Source organism: Herbaspirillum sp. AP02 (assembly GCF_015767275.1).
In the GTDB taxonomy this organism is placed as follows: Bacteria; Pseudomonadota; Gammaproteobacteria; order Burkholderiales; family Burkholderiaceae_D; genus Herbaspirillum.
The window spans coordinates 46,233-61,421 of sequence record NZ_JADWMY010000002.1; the positions used below are offsets into that span (position 1 = coordinate 46,233).

Below are 15,189 nucleotides of genomic sequence, written 5' to 3' on the forward strand. Positions count from 1 at the left end.
GGAAGCTGGTACGGCTGGTTCAGACCGCCGGCTGGTTGCGTGCCTGGCGTTGCATGGCGCGTACGAAGTCGGGCAGGCGCCGTCCGTTGCGGTCCGGGTAGTGGCCCTGTTCGCTCATCTGCTGGACCCGGTCCAGGCGGAAAGAGCGGAAGTCGTCACGCCGTTCGCACCACGCTGCCAGCAGCCAGGTGCCGCCGAAGAACGCCAGCGCCAGTGGCCATACCACGCGTTGGCTGGCGCGTTGCTGGGCATCGGTGTAGTGCAGTAGCAGCTTGTGACGGCTACCGATGGCCTGGCGGATCGCCTCCAGCCGCTCGCCCTGGCCGCCGGCATCCGGTGCGGTCGGCGCAAACAAGGGCGTGGCTTCGACGAAATCACGCTTTTCCTTGGGCAATGCCAGCACCACCTTGGCCAGCGCCGATGCGGCCGAGGCGCCCAGTTGCGGGCCACCCCAGGCCTGCACCATGCGCATGCCGATCACCAGGGCATCGATTTCATCGGCATTGAACATCAGCGGCGGCAGGTCATAGCCCGGCTTGATGCGATAACCGACGCCGGCTTCGCCATCGACCGGCACGCCCGACAGCGACAGATCGCGGATATCGCGATAGACCGTGCGCTCCGACACCGAGAGCCATTGCGCCAGCTGGCGCGCCGTGGTGAGACGGCGTCCACGCAGGTACTGGGTGATCTGGAACAGGCGGTCGGCTCGGCGCATGGAGGGCGGGTGGAAAATTGATGCGCGCCATTCTGGCACGCACGCCGCAGGCCCGCCACAGACTTCGATGCTGCTGTGCAAGATGCCTGCATGGTCGTCACCGGGGCGGGCCAGTCGCTCAGTGCATGGCGTGCAGCGCCATGCGGTTGCCTTCGCTGTCGATGAATTGCGCGATATAGCCGATGTCATTGGGCAGCTGCGTGCGTTCCATGGTGAGCTCGCCCCCGGCGGCGACCACACGATCAAGCACCGCCTGGATCGATGGTCCCGCGTCGAGATAGATCAGGGTCCCCTGACGGGTCGGCTCCAGCCAGCCGGGACCGGTCAGGCAGCCGACCGAGCGGCCGTCGTCACGCACGAAGATGGCCATTGGCCCGCTATCGCTGAACTGCTCCTGGCGCAACTGCGTGGCGAACACGGCTTCGTAGAAACGGGTGGCGCGTTGCAGATCCTTGGTGGCGATCTCGAACCAGTTGACTTGGGTTTGCATGTTGTTCTTCCTTTGCGTCGTTGATGAGGGGTTTGTCATGCCGTGTGGCATGCGACGCATCATGCGCGAAGGCTACTGACAACGTTCTGTCAGTAGCCTTTGCCAGGGAAGATGAATTTGTCCGCCCGCCGGGCGGCCCGCTTCAGCGGGAGGTGGCCAGAGGCGTGCCGGTCTCGGTTGCAGCCGCGGCCACAGCAGCCGCCTCCACGCCGTCCAGCTGTGCCGCATAGCGCCGCGCCAGCACGGCACACAGCATCAGCTGCATCTGGTGGAACAGCATGATGGGCAACAGCACCACCGCCGCACCGCTGCCGGCAAACAGCACCGAGGCGATGGGGATGCCGGAGGCCAGCGACTTCTTGGACCCACAGAACACCAGCACGATTTCATCGCCGCGCGGCATCTTCAGGGCGCGTGCGCCGAAGGTGGTGATCAGCAGTACCGCGCCCAGCAGCACCGCATTGACCAGCACCAGCAAGGCCAGCTGGCCCGGTGGGAACAGGTGCCACACGCCCTGTGCCACCGCCACGCTGAAGGCGGCATACACCGACAGCAGGATGCCGCCGCGATCGACCACGTTGACGATCACCTTGTGGCGGTTGATCCACTCGCCGATCCAGCGACGCATCAGGTTGCCCAGCACGAAGGGCAGCAACAATTGCAGCAGGATGCTGAATACCTGCGACAGGCCATTGGCCTCGTGGTGCCGGTGCAGCAGCAGCGTCACCAGCAGCGGCGTGATCACGATGCCCAGCAGGTTGGATGCCGTGGCGCCGCAGATCGCCGCCGGCACGTTGCCGCGGGCGATGGAGGTGAAACCGATCGAGGACTGCACCGTCGACGACAGCGTGCAGACGAACAGCACGCCCATCCACAGTTGCGGCGTCAGCAGGTCCGGCACCACGCTCTTGAGCGCCAGGCCCAGCAGCGGGAAAAGGATGAAGGTCGAGCCCAGCGTCAGCAGGTGCAGGCGCGGTTGCTTCAGGCCCGATAGCGCCGCCTCGCGCGACAGCTTGGCCCCATGCAGGAAGAACAGCAGCGAGATGGCTGCGTTGCTGGCCAGGTGCATGAAATGCTCGAAGCTCCCGGTGGCCGGGAAGAGCGTCGCCAGCAGCACGGTGCCGATCAGTAGCTGGGTGAAGCGGTCAGGCAGGAAGCGGTTCATGACGTACTCGCGAAGGAAATGGGGGATTGTCGTCATGATAGGAAATTCGCCTGCCATCGGGAATCCCTCTGAGCGCGTTGACTGTCACCGGAAAATCCGATGATAATGCTCCATGCTCAATCCGCTCTGGCTCCAGACCTTTACCACCGCCGCCGCCTCGGCCAGCTTTACCGAGGCCGGGCGCCAGCTCGGGCTGACCCAGTCCACCGTGAGCGATCACATCCGTCGGCTGGAGGAAAGCCTGGGCCGGCGCCTCTTCGTGCGCGATACCCACTCGCTGGCGTTGACCGCCGATGGCGAGAGCCTGCTCGTGCATGCACGCCTGATCCTGCAGGCGCATGCCCGCGCCGAGGCCCAGTTCAGCGCCCCCCGCCTGCGCGGCCGGGTACGCTTCGGCACCTCCGACGATCTCGCCATGGGGCCATTGCCGGACATGCTGGCCGCTTTTCGCAGCCAGCATCCCGAAGTGGAACTGGAGATCACCATCGGCCTGACCAGCGATCTCTATGCCTCGCTGGACCAGGGCAAGCTGGATTTGCTGGTGGGCAAGCGCCGCGCCGGCGAGTCGCGTGGTCACAGCATGTTTTCCACGCCGATGCAGTGGCTGACCCGGCCGGACACGCTGGTGGACCTGACCGAGCCGCTGCCCCTGATCCTGCTGCCCGAACCCAGCATCACCCGGGCCGCGACCTTGCAGGCGCTGGGCAAGTCCGGCCATCACTGGCGCATCGTCTGCACCAGCGGCAGCCACGCCGGCTGCATGGCCGCCGCACGTGGCGGCCTCGGCCTGGCAGCCCTGCCGCAGCACCTGTCCTCGCGTGACCTGGTGCCGCCGCTCAATCACGCAGCCTTGCCGCGTCTGCCGGATGTGGAATATGTGGCCCTGACGGCGCGCCGCCTGTCGCGCCCGGCCGATACGCTCTACCAGATCCTGATGTCGAGCCGCCTCAGTCGTGGCTGAAGGCCAAGGGCAGAGGGCTTACGCCTGTTCCACCACCAGCGCAGGATTGTCCAGGGCGCGGATGCGGCGGTCGACGAAGTAGCCGCCGGCTTCCATGTAGCGCAGGTAATGGCGACCGCATTGCGTGCAGCGGGCGATGTTGCAGCGGTTGTAGGGGTACCAGGCGGGGGCGATGGGCGCCGTCGGTGAATCGTAACGGGTACCCTCGGGGTGATATTCGGTGAAGGTCGGTTCGGCGTAGGGATCGGTGATCAGGGTGGCGACGTCGGCCAGCTGCGTTTCCGGCAGCGACAGCGGCAGGCTGATCCAGCCGCTGGTGTCGACCGTACGGCAGTTGCAGTTCCGGGAGATGTCGGCGCTACGGGTGGCCAGTTCGCGCAGCAACTGTGGCGTGGCCTGGGAAAGCTGATCTTGCATGGGAGAGTTGTCGGGCCTGTGGATAAATGCAAGTGTAACCGTATAAACGATTTATCCACAGGCGCGATGCCGCAACATCACTTTTTCGGGTTGTAGCGGATATCGCCTTCGAACAACTGCGCGGTGCCGCCACCGAGGTCGGATTGCACCGGCCACACTTCGTGACCGATACGCAGCTCCGTACCTTCATAGACGGCCTTGGCCACGATGATGCGGGCATCCTCTGCGGCGACCATGTTTTCCTTCATCTGCCCCACTTCCTCCAGCAGCACCTTGACCTCGTAGGCCAGCGCCTTGCGCTTGTCGCTGGTCTCGTGCAGCAGTTCCGGCGTGGCCTTCTCGGGATTGAGCTTGTAGTAGCTCTGCTGCTTGATGGTGCGGTCCAGTTCGGCCACCTTGCGGGTGTACTCCTGTTCCTTGATGGCGATCTTTTCTTCCAGATAAGGGTCCAGGCCGACCTGTACGCGGGTATGGGTGCTGGTGGACGCGCCGATCACGTTGGCACGGATGATGTTGGTGGCCTCCACCCGGCCGCCGATGATGTGGCCGGTGCGGGGATTGCCCTTGCCGACCGTGATCTCGTTGCCGGCCAGCAGTTCGCAGTGACGCGCATTGCCCAGCACCAGAATATCTTCGGCCGCTTCGATGTGGGCGCTCTCGGCAAACATCACCTGCACCGATTTCTGTGAACTGATGCGCGAGGCGATGGCGGTGGTGCCAGCCTGTGCGGTCACGCCTTCACTGTGGCCGATCACGCCACCCTTGACGGTGACGCTGCCTCCGGCCACGATCTCGGCCGCTTCCACCGTGCCGCTGACGACCACGTCGCCGCCTACGTGCAGCTTCATGCCGGTCAGCACATCCCCGGAGACGCGCACCGTGCCTTCGAACGTCAGGTTGCCGGTGGACAGGTCGACGTTTTCCACATCCAGCACCGGATTGACCTTCACGCCGTTCTTGATCACGGTCGGCTGGCCCGGCACGATCGCCACCAGCAGATCGGGATCGTCCTCGCTGGGCTCGGCGCCGATGCTCTCCTTGGCGAAGCCCACATCGGCAATCGGCCGCGCCGGCACCTTGCCGCCACGGATATCGATGCCATCCTTGCCCGGCACCGGCGCAATACGGCGCATCAGCGGGTCGCCCACCTTCACCAGCAGGATATGGCCCATGTCGGCATAGGAGACCACGGCATCGTCGTCAATGTCGGCCAGTTCTTCTTCCTTCTCTTCCAGCAGGCTCTCGAAACGGGCCGGTTCGGCGGGAGTGGGCATGAGGCCCTGGGCGACCACCAGCTTGTTGCAGAAACCTGCGGACAGCGCACCGCGCAATTGCTCATGCAGGATGCCGTAGGTAATGCCGGCGGCGCGGATCGCATTGACCACTTCCACGCTCTTGGCGCGACCGCCATAGGGCGGCACCAGGGTCAGCGAGGCCGTCATGAGGTCATCGGCCACGTCCAGCGAAAATTCGCCGTCACGGCGTTCGGCGATGACCTGGGTAACGGTTTCCTTGGTGTCTTCAGCCTTGCGCACGAAGGTATTGAGCACCGAGTCCTGGAAGAACAGCTTGGTCAGGCCATGATCGGTCATGGCTTGCTTCAGGAAGGCCAGGGTCAGCGGCGGGAAGCCCGCCGTCGGTGTAAACGTTGCGCTCAGTTCGCCGCTGGCCCTGTCGAACGCAAACGACAGCGGTTGCGGAGTTGCTTGGTTCATGCTGTTCCTCGATGAATGGCTGCACCGGGTCTGCCACGGATGGACACCGCCCGCCTGGGACGTCGTGGTGTCCGCCGTGATGTTTGCCGTGATATCGGCCGTGACGTCTTTCATGCGAAGGGGGCGCATGCCTTTGTCGCTTCATTTGCGCGGTCCTGCGTACGCCGGACCGCAAAAAGCGGTGACGCTACCCCCTGGCGCAATACGGCTGACATTGTAATGTGGCAAGATGATCCAGTAATTTGACTGATAGCACAAGTTTTGCCGACTCTGGCTCTAGATTAGGCTCTTATCGTTGGTTTTATGTTAAGTACCCAAATAGAAGACTTCAAGGGCGACCTCGCTCGTCATCGCGCCGGACGCGTCAGCACGCTGGTCAGTATCGTGGTCAACATCGTGCTGGTGATGTTGCAGGTCACGGCCGGCGTGTTCACCGGTTCGCAGGCCCTGATTGCCGATGGCATCCATTCGCTGTCGGATCTGGTCTCGGATTTCGTGGTGCTGCTGGCTGGACACCACAGCCGCAAGCAGGCCGACGACGATCACCAGTATGGTCACCAGCGTTACGAGAACGCCGCCTCCCTGGCACTGGGCGCCTTGCTGCTGGCCGTCGGCCTGGGCATGCTGGTGTCGGCCGTGCAAAAGATCCAGCATTATGGACATACCCCGCCGGTGCATATCACGGCCCTGTGGGTGGCGCTGGTGGCCCTGCTGGCCAAGGAACTGCTGTTCCGCTACATGTTGCGCATCGCCGAGCGGGTGCGCTCCAGCATGCTGGTGGCCAACGCCTGGCATGCACGCTCGGACGCGGCATCGTCGCTGGTGGTGGCGCTGGGCATCGTCGGCAGCCTGGCCGGTTTCACCCTGCTCGATCCGGTGGCCGCGGCGGTAGTCGGCCTGATGGTGGTGCGCACCGGCTGGGGTTTCTTCTGGAGCGCCCTGCATGACCTGATGGACCGTGCCGTCTCGACCGAGGAAATGCAGGCCATCCGTGCCACCATCCTCGCCACGCCGGGCGTGCAAGGCCTGCACGACTTGCGCACCCGACGCATGGGCGACATGACGCTGGTGGACGTGCACCTGGAGATCGACGGCACCCTGAGCGTCACGCAAGGCCATGCGATCGCCACCGATGCGCGGCGCCGGGTGCTGGATGCGCATCACGTGCTGGATGTGATGACGCACGTGGACCCGATCGAATCCCCGGAATAGACGGCTCTCCCGGCGCAACAGCCTTGATGCACTAGACCGCGCCAGAACGCGCCAGACGCCGCGTGCCGATGCGTGTCGATACGCTGCGTACGTTCATCTAAAGAATCGCAGCAGGGGACCGTTAGCTAGCGTATCGTCGCCAGCCCCCCTCTGCGCTCATGAGCCCACTGACCTCCGTGTCGCCGTCGCCGGCCTACACGCCCACCGCACCGCCCGCATCCGCCTCATCCACCTCATCCACCTCATCCACCTCGACGAACCCGCCCGCAGTCGGTGCGACGCCGTCCTCCCCGACCCCTACGGCAAGCGCGCGCCTCTCTGCGCCCGTGCTCTCCCTCTATTCGCCGTCCGGACGGATGAGTGACGCGCCTGCGGCCTTGCTGCCTGTGTGGGAAAACCGTCAGGGCGACACGCTTTCGACCCTGATGGCACGCAACATCGGCGCCGGCCAGATGGACGAGCGCTGGACCGGTCTGGGCAAGGCCCTGCTGGACCAGGCCAGCCTGGGGGGCGGCAGTTATTCGCAGTCGGTACTGATGTCGTCCGCAGCCACCCAGGGCAACAGCGATGTGCAGGCGGTCCTGCGCGATCAGTTGCACCGTTTCGCCAGCCAGCGCATCGATCTTTCGCTGACCACCCAATCGGGGGCGCGCATCGAGCTCCGGCTGGCTGCCAATGCCGACGGCATCGCCGTCGATTTCAAGCTGTCCCAGGGTACGCTCGACGATGAGGACCGCGCTGCCGTGAGCGCGCTGGGCGATGCCTTCGAGCAGGCCCTCAAGGGGCTGGCGGCCCAGCCGCCCACGCTGGCCCTGGATGGCCTGATGCACCTGGACCAGCAGCATCTGGGTGCCATCGACCTCAACGCCACGCTGGGGGACGATCTGCAGGTGCAACTGCATGCCGATGCGACCCAGCGCAGCGTGAGCGCCACCAGTGCCGCCGGCACCATGAAGGTCGCCGTCGATGCCACCAGCGAGGCCATCACCGGTAGCGCGCAGCAACGCCAGCGCGCCATCGCCAGTTACCTGCAGCAGTTCGATGCCGCCACCCGTCGCGGCCATGGCGATGCCGCCCTTGCCGACTTGTTCAAGGATGCCTTCGCCCAGTTGCATGGCGGTAGCACGACGCCGACGCGTCCCGACGATCAATCGGCACCGGCGCTGGTCGCCGACCTCAACGACCGCCGCATGTTGTCGGGCCTGGCCGATTTCACGGCCTCCATCACCGGTGCCAGCTCGGCGCCCAATCCTTTGCGGCGCGACGAGGTGGATGGTTTCGACTACCAGGTCTCGCAGCACACCAGCCTGTCCGGTGCGAGCCAGGCCGATCGCTCCATCGTGCAGCAGGCGCAGGCACGGCTCAAGGCGTCCTATCACCAGTCGCTGCAGCCCGACCTGCCGCTGCGGCTGGGTACCGATCGTCAATCGCAGAACTACACCTACCACCAGATCGACGACCAGGCCGACAGCCGGCTGGAGATCGGCTACCGCCTCGGTTACATGACGCAGGCCCGCCTGCAGCAATCAGCCAGCCAGGATAGCAGGGTGAGCAAGTACGTACTCGGTCAGCTGGTGAGCCAGAGCCACACGCCCTTGCAGGCCCAGATCGTGCGCGACTTCGCCGCCCAGTTGCAGGATGGCAAGGAGGCCCGCGCCGCCGACGGGGCTTACCGGCGCAGCCGGCTGCTCGACAGTATCAGCGCGCTCGGGCTGTTGCAGGCCGATCCGGACCAGGTCCGTCGCAACGGTACGCAGCTGCTGGTCGATTGAGCGGGCCGCAGCAACGCGGCGTGAGACGAATCGTATCGTCATTCCTCCTGTTGCAGCGACCACCACAACATCTTGTCTAGCCCGGCCGTCTTCGTTTAAAATCCGGGCTTCTCTTTGGGGAGTAGCCAGCTTCCGGGTCATCCGGAAGAGCCCGCGTCAACATTCTCGGCAACATTTTGCCGTGGCGCGGGTAGCCAACCAGGTAGGCGAGACCATAGACGTATCCTGCGGCCAGGCTGGGCGCGCAGGCACGTCCATGGACTTCGCCCGGCCAAGGAATCCCCTTCATGAATTTCCCCGCACTCCTTCTTCTCGCGCTTGCGATGTCCACTGACGCCTTTGCGGCAGCCATCGGCAAGGGCGCCGCCATGCAGAAGCCACGCTTCCTGCAAGCCTTGCGCATCGGTCTGCTGTTCGGCGTGATCGAGGCCATCACCCCCCTGATCGGCTGGTTCGCCGGCTCGGTCGCCACCAAATGGGTGTCGGAGTGGGATCACTGGATCGCCTTCACGCTGCTACTGGTACTGGGCGCGCGCATGATCCGCGAAGGCCTGAGCGACGATGATGAAGACGAAGAAGCCGACGCCGCTCCGCAAAAGCAATCGGTGGTGATGCTGGCCCTCACCGCTGTCGCCACCAGCATCGACGCCATGGCAGTGGGCGTGGGTCTGGCCTTCATCGACGTCAACATCCTGGAAGCCGCGCTTCTGATCGGCCTGGCCACCACCACCATGGTCACCATCGGCGTGATGGTCGGTCGCGTGCTCGGTCACCTCATCGGCAAGCGTGCCGAGATCATCGGTGGTGTGGTGTTGATCGGTGTCGGCGCGGCCATTCTGTATGAACACCTGAGCCGCGCAGGCGCTTGAATTCAGCCCGGTGTGACATCCCCTGTGGTGCCACCGCTGGCTGCCCTGGCTGCGCAGTAGTCGGCGGCCATCAGGCGAAAGGCGGTCACCGCCGGGTTGTCCTGATCGGCGCGCCAGGCCATGCTCATTTCCGCTCGCGGCACCTCGCCGGCCAGCGGACGGAACTCCACCCGGTCGTAATGGAAGCGCTGAGCCGAGGCCGGCAGGATGCCCACCCCCAGGCCGGCCCTGACCAGCGAGAGGATGGTGTGGCTCTGGTCGATGTACTGGGTGAAGTCGGGTTTGACATCGGCCGCGCCCAGCATGGCCATGATGCGTTCGTAGAAATACTTGCCATGCGTGGGTGAATGCATGATGAAGGGCTGGCCGTCCAGTTGCGCGGTGGCCACCTCCGCATGGCGCGCCAGCGCATGGCCCTTGGGCATGGCCAGTACCAGCGGCTCGTTGTCCACCAGGGCCAGCTCCAGCGGCTGGCGCGACGAGAGTGGTCGCAGGAAACCGATGTCGATGGTATTGGCGGTAAAGGCTTCCAGCTGCGCCACCGAGATCAGTTCGAACAGCACCACGTCGATTTCCGGCAATGTCTTGCGCGCCTGCATCAACAGTTCCGGGATCAGTTCATAGCCGGCAGCGCCGGTGAAGCCCACCCGCACGCGCCCGGTCTTGCCCTGGCTGGCACGGCGCACCGTGCTTTCGGCCTGTTCGGAGAGCTGCAGCAGGCGCGAGGCATCGGCCAGGAACACCCGCCCTTCGGTAGTCAGCCGCACCGTGCGGCCGACCCGTTCAAACAACTGCACGCCCAGCTTGTGCTCCAGCAGATGGATCTGGCGCGACAGCGGTGGCTGCGTCATGTTCAGCAGGGCCGCTGCGCGACGGAAGTTGAGTTCGGTCGCAGCGACCACGAAACAACGGACTTGAGCCAGATCGAGCATGGGGATTCGCCTGTGAAGAGTGCGCCTGCATTATAGGCGCACTCCCTGTTGCGGCCGGCTGGCCTCAGGTGGTCAGGCTGCCTTCCGGGCGCAGGCCGGCCAGGCCTTGTTCCAGGCTGGCCAATACCATCTCGCCCATGGCGGTACGCGACTCCAAGGTGGCGCTGGCGCGATGCGCCTGCAACACCACCTGATCCATCTGCAGCAGGGCGGCCGGCACGTTGGGTTCATCCACGAACACGTCCAGACCGGCGCCGGCGATGACGCCGCGTTGCAGGGCATCGACCAGATCCTCTTCCACCACCAGCTTGCCGCGCGCGATGTTGATGAGCACCCCGTCGCGACCCAGGGCATCGAGCACGGCCGCATTGACGATGCCCTGCGCCTTGTCGGCGGCGGCGGCCAGTACCAGCACATCGCTTTCGCGCGCCAGTTGCAGCAAATCCGGAATGAAGCGATGCGGCAGGTCGTCCATGGCGCGCAGGTCGGTATAGGCGATCGGACAGCCGAAGGCGGCGGCACGCTGGGCGATGGCACGCCCCACCTTGCCCATGCCCACGATGCCCACGCGCTTGCCGCTGAGGCGTCGTGCCAGCGGGATCGCCGCCGGCGAGGGATGACGCACCCAATCGCCGCGCTGCACGAAGGCATGGCCAGGACAGATCTGGCGGCACACCGCCAGCATCAGACCCAGTGCCAGGTCGGCCACATCCTCGGTGAGTGCGCCGAAGGTGCCGGTCACCGGCAGGCCCTTGCTGCGCGCATGGTTCAGATCCACGGCATCGGTACCCACGCCATTGACGGCCACCACCTTCAATGCGGGCAGGCGATCCATCAGCGCATTGCTGATGCCGGTGTGACCGCCGGTGATCACACCTTCGATGACCGCGGCGTGACGGGCGATATAGGCTTCCTTGTCCTCCTGCTCGAACAGGCGATGCATGTGGTACAGGCTTTCCAGCTTGTCGTTGATGGCCGGGACCAGGATGGGATTGAGTTGCAGCACGTGGCGTTTCATGGGGAGACTCCTTCTCGTTCGATGGCAATGCCGGCGGATGATGCGGTCATTCGGGGAGCGCGTCCAATCCGAAAAGGCTATCAATTGATACAGGAATTGGTGAGCGATCCGGTATCAGCATCGATTCAATCTGCACATCACCTGATAGCCAGAAAAGATTGGACGGTATTGCGGTGCACGCCCATGATTCCCAGCGTCGGCCATCCCGAGACGGCCGCCAAGAACGCCGGGCGCCAATATCCCCCTTGCCGGGAAGCACAACAAAGCCCACCACCCGCAATGGAGACAAGCATGCACCTGCGATCACACCGGACGGGCAGGGCGCTGCCGCCCTGAAGGCGGCACCGTCATCTTCCCGCCGCCAATAACGATAACCACGAGACACGCCACAAGGAGTCCGACGATGAATCATGTCGACGCCGCCGACCAGGTCGGCCGCCACCGTTCCGCCGCATCCACCGCATCTGCAACTTCAGCCCCGTCTGCTGCATCTGCCCTGCAAAAGCCTACCCGTTACCGCTGGGTGGTGATGGGCCTGATCTTCCTGATCTGGGCCATCGCCTGTGCCGACCGCGCCAACTTCGGCATCGCCCTGCCGTACATGAAAAAGGAGTACGGCATTTCCAACACCGAGGCCGGCCTGATCGTGAGCCTGTTCTCGTTCGCCTACGGTTTCGTGCAGATTCCGGTCGGCCTGATGTACAAGCGCCTGAGCGAAAAGACCACCGGCATCCTGTTTTCGGTGTTCATGCTGCTGACCTCGCTGTTCACCGGCCTGATGGGGACCACCTCCTCGGTGTTGCTGCTGCAGCTCTACCGGGTCGGCCTGGGCCTGTCGGAGGGCCCCTTGGGCATCGGCTGTACCAATGTCATCAACCGCTGGTTCCCGCCGGAAGAAAAGGGCACCGCCACCGGTCTCTGGATCGCCGCCTCCAAGCTGGGGCCGCTGATCGTGCCGACCGTGTGCATCATCGTCATCCAGCTCTGGGGCTGGCGCGAAATCTTCTACGTCTTTGCCGTGCCGGGCATTTTCCTGGCCATCCTGTGGCTGTTCCTGGTGACCAATTCCCCGACCGGCAACCGTTTCTGCAACGAGGCCGAGCGTCGTTACATCAGCCAGGAAGCCCCGGCTGTGAACGCCAGCACCAACTCCAGCACCACCGCCACCGCCGGCAGCAAGCCCCTGGTGGGCGCCCAGGTCACGCCCATGCCCTGGCTGGACGGGATCAACCGCACCCGCCGCGTGCCGCGCCTGGAAACGCTGCGCCAGGTGTTTACTTCCTGGAACGTGATCGGCGTGGCCCTGGGTTACGGCTGCATGATCGGCATCAGCAATATCTTCATGTCGTGGATGCCGACCTATCTGGTCACGGTCAAGGGCTTCGCCTCGGTCAAGATGGGCTTCCTGGCCTCGGCGCCCTTCATTGGTGCGGTGGCCGGCAACATGCTGGGCGGCATCATCTCCGACCGTCTGCTGGGTGGCCGGCGCAAGCCCATGATGCTGCTCGGCGCACTGGGTACCGCAGCGATGACCCTGCTGCTGGTGGAAGCGCCCGACAGCGTGCTCTACCTGGGCGCCATGCTGATGCTCTCCGGCCTGATGCTGGGTATCGGCTTTGCCGGCTATTCCGCCTATCCCATGGGGCTGGCTACCAAGGCCACCTATCCGACCGCCTTCGGCATCGTCAATTCGCTGGGCCAGATCGGTGGTGCCTGCGCGCCGCTGGCGGTGGGCATGTTGCTGGACCGCTATGACTGGACCAGCGTGTTCCTCTACATGGTCGGGACCTCGTTGCTGTGCCTGGTGCTGCTCTTGAGCGTGGTGGAGCCGATCACGGTGCGAAAGGCGGGGGAGGAAGCCTGAGCCTTGTTTCGGCCACCGACCCGGGCCCGCCATCGCGCGGGCTTTTTCATGTGGGATAAATATCCATAGGATATTAATTCGAGTCGAATTATATATTGGACAAATGGTAGCGCCCGAGGCACTCTTGGCGTCCCATTTTCCCTAAGCAGCCCTGAGGAGACACCCATCATGCCGACCTATCGTTCCTATACCACCACCCAGGGCCGCAACATGGCCGGCGCACGCGCGCTGTGGCGCGCCACCGGCATGAAGGATGGCGACTTCACCAAGCCCATCATCGCCGTGGTCAACTCCTTCACCCAGTTCGTGCCTGGCCACGTGCACCTGAAGGACCTGGGCCAGCTGGTGGCCCGCGAGATCGAGGCGGCCGGTGGCGTGGCCAAGGAATTCAACACCATCGCCGTCGATGACGGCATCGCCATGGGCCACGACGGCATGCTGTACTCGCTGCCCTCGCGCGACCTGATCGCCGACTCGGTCGAATACATGGTCAACGCCCACTGCGCTGACGCCATGGTGTGCATCTCCAACTGCGACAAGATCACCCCGGGCATGCTGATGGCCGCCATGCGCCTGAACATCCCCGTGGTCTTCGTCTCCGGCGGCCCGATGGAAGCCGGCAAGGTCATCAAGACCGTCAATGCCGACCGCAAGGTCATCAAGCTGGACCTGGTGGATGCCATGATCCAGGCCGGCGACCAGAACATCTCGGATGCCGACGTGGCCGAAGTGGAACGCTCGGCCTGTCCGACCTGCGGTTCCTGCTCGGGTATGTTCACCGCCAACTCGATGAACTGCCTGACCGAAGTGCTGGGCCTGTCGCTGCCGGGCAATGGCACCATCGTCGCCACCCACGCCGACCGCAAGGAACTGTTCCTGCGTGCCGGTCGCCTGATCGTCGAGCTGGCCAAGCGCCACTACGAGCAGGACGACTATTCCATCCTGCCGCGCAACATCGCCACCAAGGCCACCTGGGAAAACGCCATGACCCTGGACGTCTCCATGGGCGGCTCCACCAATACCGTGTTGCACCTGCTGGCGGCCGCGCACGAAGCCAAGGTCGAATTCACCATGGCCGACATCGACCGCATCTCGCGCAACGTGCCCTGCCTGTGCAAGGTCGCGCCGATGACCAACAAGTACCACATCGAAGACGTGCACCGCGCCGGCGGCATCATCTCCATCCTGGGCGAACTGGCCCGCGCCGGCCTGCTGGATACCTCGCGCCCCACCGTGCACAGCAAGACCCTGGGCGAGGCCATCGAGAAATACGATATCCGCGTCTCCAGCGATGCGGAGGTCCACAAGCTGTTCCGCGCTGCACCGGGCGGTGTGCCCACCCAGGTGGCGTTCTCGCAGCAGGAACGTTTTGAGGACAACGACCTGGACCGCGCCACCGGCTGCATCCGCGACCGCGAGCATGCCTATTCGCAGGATGGCGGCCTGGCCGTCCTGTACGGCAACATCGCCGAGAAGGGTTGCATCGTCAAGACCGCCGGCGTGGATGAAAGCATCCTCAAGTTCTCCGGCACGGCCCGCGTGTTCGAAAGCCAGGACGCCGCCGTTGATGCCATCCTGGGTGACAAGGTCAAGGCCGGCGACGTGGTCATCGTGCGTTACGAAGGTCCCAAGGGCGGCCCCGGCATGCAGGAAATGCTGTACCCCACCTCGTACATCAAGTCCAAGGGCCTGGGCAAGGCTTGCGCACTGTTCACCGATGGTCGCTTCTCCGGCGGCTCCTCGGGCCTGGTGATCGGCCATGCCTCGCCGGAAGCGGCCGAAGGCGGTGCCATCGGCCTGGTGGAAGAAGGTGACCTGATCGATATCGACATCCCCAACCGCAGCATCAACCTGCGTGTGACGGCGGACGACCTGGCCAAGCGCCGCGCCGCCATGGAGGCCCGTGGCGATGCCGCCTGGAAGCCGGCCGAGCGCACCCGCGTGGTGTCGCAGGCGCTGCAGGCCTATGCCGCCCTGACCACCTCGGCCGATCGCGGTGCGGTGCGCGACCTGTCGCAACTGAAGCGCTGATGTCCTGCGGGTGCTGCCCTGATCA

General features: G+C 64.7%; 13 protein-coding genes and 1 riboswitch. Of the genes, 6 read left to right on the forward strand and 7 right to left on the reverse strand.

What is annotated here, in order from left to right:
- Window positions 1-19 precede the first annotated feature (19 nt).
- From I5R65_RS06155 to I5R65_RS06165, 3 genes are all read right to left on the reverse strand, one after another.
- Window positions 20-718, reverse strand: coding sequence for a YafY family protein (locus tag I5R65_RS06155; protein WP_180665437.1), 699 nt, complete (start codon window positions 716-718; stop codon window positions 20-22).
- Window positions 719-836: 118 nt separating this feature from the next.
- Window positions 837-1,208, reverse strand: a complete 372-nt coding sequence (locus I5R65_RS06160; RefSeq protein ID WP_180665439.1) for a VOC family protein — start codon at window positions 1,206-1,208, stop codon at window positions 837-839.
- A gap of 142 nt (window positions 1,209-1,350) precedes the next feature.
- Window positions 1,351-2,373 (reverse strand): bile acid:sodium symporter family protein, encoded by a 1,023-nt coding sequence (locus I5R65_RS06165; protein WP_180666271.1) that lies wholly within the window; start codon window positions 2,371-2,373, stop codon window positions 1,351-1,353.
- Window positions 2,374-2,485: 112 nt separating this feature from the next.
- Here I5R65_RS06165 and I5R65_RS06170 point away from each other — a divergent pair, with 112 nt between their 5' ends.
- Entirely contained in the window at window positions 2,486-3,334 is an 849-nt protein-coding gene (locus I5R65_RS06170) for a LysR family transcriptional regulator (RefSeq protein WP_180665441.1), read from the forward strand.
- Between the two features lie 18 nt (window positions 3,335-3,352).
- On the opposite strand, the gene I5R65_RS06175 is transcribed toward I5R65_RS06170, so the two are convergent.
- Together I5R65_RS06175 and I5R65_RS06180 are read right to left on the reverse strand one after the other, a co-directional pair.
- Complete coding sequence (locus tag I5R65_RS06175; RefSeq protein ID WP_180665443.1) at window positions 3,353-3,751, reverse strand: hypothetical protein; 399 nt, start codon at window positions 3,749-3,751, stop codon at window positions 3,353-3,355.
- 77 nt (window positions 3,752-3,828) lie between these two features.
- Complete coding sequence (locus tag I5R65_RS06180) at window positions 3,829-5,466, reverse strand: DUF342 domain-containing protein (protein ID WP_180665445.1); 1,638 nt, start codon at window positions 5,464-5,466, stop codon at window positions 3,829-3,831.
- Window positions 5,467-5,769: 303 nt separating this feature from the next.
- Between I5R65_RS06180 and I5R65_RS06185 the strand changes: the two genes are divergently transcribed.
- The 3 genes from I5R65_RS06185 to mntP all read left to right on the forward strand — a co-directional run bounded on the left by I5R65_RS06185 (window position 5,770) and on the right by mntP (window position 9,319).
- Complete coding sequence (locus I5R65_RS06185; RefSeq protein ID WP_180665447.1) at window positions 5,770-6,678, forward strand: cation diffusion facilitator family transporter; 909 nt, start codon at window positions 5,770-5,772, stop codon at window positions 6,676-6,678.
- A 356-nt stretch (window positions 6,679-7,034) separates the two neighbouring features.
- Window positions 7,035-8,450, forward strand: a complete 1,416-nt coding sequence (locus tag I5R65_RS06190; protein ID WP_231395095.1) for a hypothetical protein — start codon at window positions 7,035-7,037, stop codon at window positions 8,448-8,450.
- Window positions 8,451-8,552: 102 nt separating this feature from the next.
- Window positions 8,553-8,726, forward strand: a riboswitch (yybP-ykoY riboswitch).
- 11 nt (window positions 8,727-8,737) lie between these two features.
- Entirely contained in the window at window positions 8,738-9,319 is a 582-nt protein-coding gene (gene mntP / locus I5R65_RS06195; protein ID WP_180665449.1) for a manganese efflux pump MntP, read from the forward strand.
- A 2-nt stretch (window positions 9,320-9,321) separates the two neighbouring features.
- Here mntP and I5R65_RS06200 read toward each other — a convergent pair whose 3' ends face one another.
- Both I5R65_RS06200 and I5R65_RS06205 read right to left on the reverse strand, forming a co-directional pair.
- The gene (locus I5R65_RS06200) at window positions 9,322-10,251 is read right to left on the reverse strand and encodes a LysR family transcriptional regulator (protein ID WP_180665451.1); all 930 of its coding nucleotides are present in this window, start codon (window positions 10,249-10,251) and stop codon (window positions 9,322-9,324) included.
- 64 nt (window positions 10,252-10,315) lie between these two features.
- Window positions 10,316-11,269 carry a 2-hydroxyacid dehydrogenase gene (locus tag I5R65_RS06205; RefSeq protein ID WP_180665454.1) on the reverse strand — a complete coding sequence of 318 codons (954 nt, stop codon included), beginning with the start codon at window positions 11,267-11,269 and terminating at the stop codon, window positions 10,316-10,318.
- A 403-nt stretch (window positions 11,270-11,672) separates the two neighbouring features.
- Here I5R65_RS06205 and I5R65_RS06210 point away from each other — a divergent pair, with 403 nt between their 5' ends.
- Window positions 11,673-13,133 carry an MFS transporter gene (locus tag I5R65_RS06210; RefSeq protein ID WP_180665456.1) on the forward strand — a complete coding sequence of 487 codons (1,461 nt, stop codon included), beginning with the start codon at window positions 11,673-11,675 and terminating at the stop codon, window positions 13,131-13,133.
- A gap of 168 nt (window positions 13,134-13,301) precedes the next feature.
- Window positions 13,302-15,164 (forward strand): dihydroxy-acid dehydratase, encoded by a 1,863-nt coding sequence (gene ilvD, locus I5R65_RS06215; protein WP_180665458.1) that lies wholly within the window; start codon window positions 13,302-13,304, stop codon window positions 15,162-15,164.
- The last annotated feature ends 25 nt before the right edge of the window (window positions 15,165-15,189 follow it).